The organism is Microbacterium sp. K35, from assembly GCF_004794375.1.
Taxonomy (GTDB): Bacteria; Actinomycetota; Actinomycetes; order Actinomycetales; family Microbacteriaceae; genus Microbacterium; species Microbacterium sufflavum.
Genome location: NZ_SSDM01000250.1, coordinates 1 through 6,326, shown reverse-complemented (window position 1 = coordinate 6,326; position 6,326 = coordinate 1). Strand labels below are relative to the sequence as shown.

8 protein-coding genes are annotated in these 6,326 nt (G+C 69.5%); 7 read left to right on the top strand and 1 reads right to left on the bottom strand.

All coding sequences use genetic code 11. The annotated features are described in order from the left end of the window. The 7 genes from DW299_RS09490 to glmM all read left to right on the top strand — a co-directional run. Nucleotides 1–258, top strand: a 258-nt coding sequence (locus DW299_RS09490) for a winged helix-turn-helix transcriptional regulator (RefSeq protein WP_136036438.1), incomplete at its 5' end; no start/stop codon positions are given. Nucleotides 259–356: 98 nt separating this feature from the next. Further along, a complete protein-coding gene (locus DW299_RS09485; protein ID WP_136036437.1) occupies nucleotides 357–1,895 on the top strand; it encodes an APC family permease in 1,539 nt (512 codons plus the stop codon). Nucleotides 1,896–1,933: 38 nt separating this feature from the next. Beyond that, nucleotides 1,934–2,782, top strand: a complete 849-nt coding sequence (gene truA, locus DW299_RS09480) for a tRNA pseudouridine(38-40) synthase TruA (protein ID WP_136036436.1) — start codon at nucleotides 1,934–1,936, stop codon at nucleotides 2,780–2,782. Nucleotides 2,783–2,834: 52 nt separating this feature from the next. Further along, nucleotides 2,835–3,503, top strand: a complete 669-nt coding sequence (locus DW299_RS09475; protein ID WP_136031683.1) for an endonuclease/exonuclease/phosphatase family protein — start codon at nucleotides 2,835–2,837, stop codon at nucleotides 3,501–3,503. Between the two features lie 196 nt (nucleotides 3,504–3,699). Next, a complete protein-coding gene (rplM, locus tag DW299_RS09470; protein WP_136031685.1) occupies nucleotides 3,700–4,146 on the top strand; it encodes a 50S ribosomal protein L13 in 447 nt (148 codons plus the stop codon). A gap of 26 nt (nucleotides 4,147–4,172) precedes the next feature. Continuing rightward, complete coding sequence (gene rpsI / locus DW299_RS09465) at nucleotides 4,173–4,658, top strand: 30S ribosomal protein S9 (protein ID WP_136031687.1); 486 nt, start codon at nucleotides 4,173–4,175, stop codon at nucleotides 4,656–4,658. Nucleotides 4,659–4,672: 14 nt separating this feature from the next. After that, nucleotides 4,673–6,031, top strand: a complete 1,359-nt coding sequence (gene glmM, locus DW299_RS09460) for a phosphoglucosamine mutase (protein ID WP_136031689.1) — start codon at nucleotides 4,673–4,675, stop codon at nucleotides 6,029–6,031. 64 nt (nucleotides 6,032–6,095) lie between these two features. Here glmM and DW299_RS19045 read toward each other — a convergent pair. Continuing rightward, the coding region (locus DW299_RS19045) for a hypothetical protein (protein WP_168443111.1) at nucleotides 6,096–6,326 on the bottom strand (231 nt) is incomplete at its 5' end.

The window sequence follows — 6,326 nt, the reverse complement described above, 5'->3', positions numbered from 1 at the left end:
GTGCTGTCGTGCCTGTCGGACGGCGCGCGGCGCTGGGGCGAGCTGCGGCGGGAGGTCGACGGCATCAGCGAGAAGATGCTCGCGACCACGCTGCGCACGCTGTCGGCGGATGGGCTGGTGCACCGGGAATCCCTGCCCACGGTGCCCCCGCACGTGGAGTACAGCCTCACCCCGCTGGGGCGTGACCTGATGGAGCGGATGCTGCCGCTGATGGAGTGGGTCGCCACGCACGCCGACGGGATGCTCGGTCGCGAATGAATCCACGGATTCCGTCGTGAGATGAAGTTGTGTGAGTGGAATCCGTTGCTCGAAGAAAAGGATTGACGGTATACCGCAGCTCGTCGTACTGTCTGAGCATGGCAACGACGCCCATCCACCTGGAACGACCCGACGGCAAGGGGCTGGCCGCTGGCACCCTCGGCCTGTGGGGATCCACCGTCATCGGTCTCGCCTCCACGGCGCCGGTCTACTCCCTCGTCGCGACGCTCGGCTTCGTCGTGCTCGCGGTCGGAGCGCAGGCACCGATCGCGTTCGTGATCGCCTTCGTCCCGATGCTCCTGATCGCCTTCGCCTACCGCGAGCTCAACAACGCCGTGCCCGACTGCGGCACCACCTTCACCTGGGGCACGAAAGCGTTCGGCCCCTGGGTGGGCTGGATGGGCGGCTGGGGTGTCGCGGTGGCCGGGATGGTCGTGCTCGCGAACCTCGCCCAGATCGCCTCGGTGTACTTCTGGTCCCTGATCGGGTTCGACCTGGAGAACAACGACTGGCGGATCATCCTCGTCGCGGTGCTCTTCATCGCCGCGATGACCTGGGTCAGCTGGCGCGGCGTCGAGATCGGCGAGCGCATCCAGAACATCCTGCTGGCCGTGCAGTACCTGGCCCTCGCGATCTTCGTGGTGGCCGCGCTGTGGCAGTTCTTCACCGGCGACGCCCCCGACGCCACGCCGTTCTCGTGGGAGTGGCTGAACCCGTTCGGCTTCACGGACTGGTCGGGCTTCACCGAGGCCATCCTGCTCGCCCTCTTCATCTACTGGGGCTGGGACACGTGCCTCGCGCTGAACGAGGAGACCAAGGACCCCAAGCGCATTCCCGGGCGGGCGGCCGTGCTGACCTGCGTGATCCTGCTGGTGACCTACGTAGCCGTCACGATCGCGGCGATGATGTACGCGGGTCTCGGCGAGGACGGCACGGGGCTCGGCAACGAGGCCAACGCCGACGACTTCTTCCTCGCGATCAAGGACGGCCTGCTGGGCCCGTTCGGCTGGGTGCTGGTGGTCTCCGTCATCATCTCGGCGATCTCGTCGACGCAGACGACGATCCTGCCCACCGCGCGCGGCACGCTCGCGATGGGCGTGTACCGCGCGCTCCCCGCGAAGTTCAAGGAGGTGCACCCGGTCTACAAGACCCCGTCGTTCTCGACCATCGTGATGGGCGTGGTCGCCTCCGCGTACTACGTGGGCATGACGCTCATCAGCGACAACATCCTGCAGGACTCGATCCTGTCGCTGGGCCTCGCCATCGCGTTCTACTACGCCATCACCGGGTTCGCGTGCGTCTGGTACTTCCGCGCCGACCTGCGCACCTCGGCACGCGACCTCTTCTTCAAGGGGATCTTCCCGCTCGTCGGGGCGCTGCTGCTCACCGGCGCGTTCGTGCAGTCCGCGATCGACATGTGGGACGTGGACTACGGCTACACGGTGCTGTTCGGCATCGGCGGCACGTTCGTGATCGGCATCGGCTCGCTCGCGATCGGCCTGGTGCTGATGCTCCTGTGGTACCTGTTCCCGCGGTCGAAGCGCTTCTTCCGCGGCGAAAGCCTGAACCGCGACACCGAGGTGATGGTGCCGGACGAGCCCGGCGTCTCCATCCGCTCGGTCGACGGCGGCATCTGAGGCGGCGGGTGCGCGCGGGGCTGTCCTAGGCTGGCCTCGTGCGCATCCGGCTCGACATCGCCTACGACGGCACCCACTTCCGCGGCTGGGCGACACAGCCCACGCTCCGCACCGTTCAGGGGACGCTGGAGGCGGCGCTCGCCCGCATCGTGGGCTCCGACGTGCGGTTCGTGGTCGCCGGCCGCACCGACGCCGGCGTGCACGCGAGCGGACAGGTCGCACACGTCGATCTCGACGAGCGGCAGTGGTCGCGCATCGAGGCCAGGCACGGACGGGCGGCGCAGGATCCGGCGGGCTCGATCGCGGGACGCATGCGGGGTGTGCTCGGCGCCTACTCCGACGTCACCGTCACCCGGTCGACCGCGGCGCCCGAGGGTTTCGACGCGCGCTTCTCGGCCGTGTGGCGCCGCTACCGGTACCGTCTCGCCGACGGTCTGGCCGGCTACGACCCGCTGCGTCGCGCCGACACCACGAGCATCCGCGGACGCCTGGACGAGCGCGCGATGGACGAGGCTGCGCGCACGCTGATCGGCCTGCACGACTTCGCGGCGTACTGCAAGCCCCGCGAGGAGGCCACCACCATCCGCACCCTGCTCGACTACCGGTGGGAGCGCGACGCGGACGGCGTGCTGGTGGCCGAGGTGAAGGCGGACGCGTTCTGCCACAGCATGGTGCGCGCACTCGTCGGCGCATGCGCGGCCGTGGGGGAGGGTCGCCTGGACGTGTCCGACCTGGTGGTGCTGCGCGACGCCCTCACCAGGACCAGCGAGTTCAAGGTGCTCGCGGCCCGGGGACTGACGCTGACCGAGGTCGGGTATCCGGCGGACGAGCTGCTCGCCGCACGGGCCGAACAGACCAGGGCCCGCCGCGACCGCGAGTCGGACTGATCGCCGGATACGGATCCCGGGCACAGCAGGGGCGGGTAGCGTGGGCACGGTCATGAAGGTCATCTCGTACAACCTGCGCAAACACCGGGCGGCCGGGGAGCTCGCGACACTCGTCGCCGAACACGACCCCGACATCCTCTGCCTGCAGGAGTGCGACGTGCCGGCGCTGCCCGACCGGATCGGGGGCCTCGTGCTCGCCGACGCCACCCAGGGCAACCGCCTCGGACTCGCGCTGTTCTACCGCGAGAGCACCTACCACCTGCAGGGCATCCGCACCCTCGGGCTCAAGAAGTCGCTGCACGACCGCATCGCGAAGCCCGCGCACGAGCGGGTGCTCGGCGCACGGCTGCGCGACATCGACGACGGCGACGAGTTCATCGTCGCGTCGTTCCACGCCGCACCGCTGACGGCGCTGAACTCGCTGCGGCGCCACCAGATCCGCGCGGCCCTGACCGAGCTCGCGAGCCTCGGGGACGGCCTTCCGCAGCTCATGGTCGGCGACTACAACTACCCCGTGTTCAAGGAGAACCTGGGGCAGGCCGTGCGCGACCACGGCTATGCGCTGTCGCTCAGCGACGACCACACCTACACGCGCTACCGCGTCTTCCGCGGTCACTACGACTTCGCGACCTCGACCGGATTCGAGATCGAGCGCATCACGACCCTGCCGCAGCGGTCGAGCGACCACCGTCCGATCCTGGTGACGGTGAAGACCGACTGACCGGGCGCGGGCGCGCGGCTGGTTTGGTCGGAGGGGGTCGGGTGGCGTATGCTGACTCTTTGGTGCCCTTCCCGTACTGCGAGGAAGACGCACATCCGAACGTGAGCCCTCCACTGGCGTGTTCGTCCCTGTCGGGAGGAACCACCCCGGAGTGGGATTCACGAACACCTCCGTTCGACAAGAAAGCAGCACTATCGTGACGCGCACTTACACCCCCAAGGCTGGCGAAGTCCAGCGCGACTGGGTCGTCATCGACGCCACCGACGTCGTTCTCGGCCGCCTGGCCTCGCACGCGGCGACGCTCCTGCGTGGCAAGCACAAGCCGACCTTCGCCAACCACATCGACTCGGGTGACTTCGTCATCATCGTGAACGCCGACAAGGTCGCGCTCACCGGTCAGAAGCTCCAGAAGAAGATCGCCTACCGTCACTCGGGCTACCCGGGTGGTCTGAAGGCCGTCAGCTACTCCGAGCTGCTCGAGAAGAACCCGGTCCGCGCCGTGGAGAAGGCCATCCGCGGCATGCTCCCGAAGAACAGCCTGGGCCGCCAGCAGCTGTCGAAGCTGAAGGTGTACGTCGGTGCCGAGCACCCGCACGCCGCGCAGCAGCCCCAGCCGTACACCCTCGACCAGGTCGCCCAGTAAGCGCCGTAACGACTAAGGACATACTCGTGGCTGACATCCAGGACACCACCGAAAACCTCCAGAACTTCTCGACGTCGACCCCCGAGACCGAGGCAGTCGAGGCGGCTCCCCGCCCCGTGCTCAGCGTCCCGGGCGCCGCTGTCGGCCGTCGCAAGCAGGCCATCGCCCGCGTGCGTCTGGTCCCCGGCTCGGGCACCATCACGGTCAACGGCCGCACGCTCGAGGACTACTTCCCGAACAAGCTGCACCAGCAGCTGATCAACGACCCGTTCACCGCGCTGAACCTCGCCGGTGCCTACGACGTGATCGCCCGCATCTCGGGTGGTGGCGACTCCGGGCAGGCCGGCGCGCTGCGTCTCGGCATCGCTCGTGCCCTCAACGGCATCGACGCGGAGAACAACCGTCCGACCCTGAAGAAGGCCGGCTTCCTCTCGCGCGACGCTCGCGTCAAGGAGCGCAAGAAGGCCGGACTCAAGAAGGCCCGTAAGGCGCCTCAGTACTCGAAGCGTTAAGGTCCACTGCTCCGATGCCGATCTTTGGCACGGACGGCGTGCGAGGACTCGCCAATGGCATCCTCACCGCCGACCTGGCGCTCACCCTGGCCCAGGCGACTGCTGTCGTCCTGGGCCAGGGCCGTACGGCGGAGGCTCGCAAGGCCGAAGGCAAGCGACTCACCGCCGTGGTCGCCCGTGACCCCCGGGTCTCGGGGCACTTCCTCACCGCCGCCGTCTCCGCGGGCCTCGCGTCCTCCGGCGTCGACGTGCTCGAGGCCGGGGTCATCCCGACCCCCGCACTCGCGTTCCTCGTCGCCGACCGCGACGCCGACTTCGGCGTGATGATCTCGGCGTCGCACAACGCGGCGCCCGACAACGGCATCAAGATCTTCGCCCGCGGCGGCCGCAAGCTCCCCGACATCGTCGAGCAGCGCATCGAAGAGGCCATGCACGGCGAGAAGCTGCGCCCCACCGGCGCAGGCGTCGGTCGCATCGACCGCTTCTCCGACGCCGAAGACCGCTACGTCGTGCACCTGCTCGGCTCGCTGCCGCACCGCCTGGAGGGCATCCACGTGGTGCTCGACTGCGCGCACGGCGCCGCCTCCGGCGTATCGCCCGAGACGTTCCGCGACGCAGGGGCCGAGGTGACCGTCATCGGCGCCGACCCCGACGGCTGGAACATCAATGACGGCGTCGGCTCCACGCACCTCGAGAACCTCGCTGAGGCCGTGGTGCGGCTCGGCGCCGACGTGGGCATCGCGCACGACGGGGACGCCGACCGGTGCCTCGCGGTCGACGCGAACGGCACGATCGTCGACGGCGACCAGATCATGGCGATCCTCGCGCTGTCGATGAAGGAGCGCGGCGTCCTCACCGACGACACGCTCGTCGCCACGGTCATGAGCAACCTCGGCCTGCACGTCGCGATGCGCGAGCACGGCGTGACCGTGCGCCAGACCGCGGTCGGCGACCGCTACGTGCTCGAGGACATGAACGAGGGCGGCTACGCGCTCGGCGGCGAGCAGTCCGGCCACGTGATCATGAGCGAGTTCGCCACCACCGGCGACGGCCTGCTCACGGGTCTGCACCTGGTGTCCGAGATGGCGCGACAGGGGAAGTCCCTCGCCGAGCTCGCCTCCGTGATGACGGTCTACCCGCAGGTGCTGATCAACGTGCGCGACGTCGACAAGGATCGTGTCGCCGACGACGAGGTCGTGCAGCAGGCGGTGCGCGACGTCGAAGCCGAGCTGGGCGACACCGGGCGCGTGCTGCTGCGCAAGTCCGGGACGGAGCCGCTCGTGCGGGTCATGGTCGAGGCGGCCGACTCGGAGTCGGCCCGCGCCTACGCGGAGCGCCTCGCCGCCGTGGTGCAGGAGCGCCTCGCGCTCTGACGTTCTCCCGTGAGACGGCCGGCCGCTTCTGCGGCCGGCCGTTCGCGTCTCCGCCCCGGCGGGGTCAGGGCGCGGCGCAGATGCGGAAGTAGCCGCTGTCGGCGAGCGTCTCCGTGGCGCAGGCTCCGCCCGTGAGGCGCAGCTCGTGCGCCATCGCCGGAGCGTCGGCGAGCCCGAGGTGCGCGCCCGTGAGCACGATCGGCGCGACCGCCGCCCCCCACGGGTCGGCGGCGAGCCACCGCACGTCGTTGTCCGCCACCCAGGTGGCGAGCGGCGCGACCGCGGCCCGCTGGCC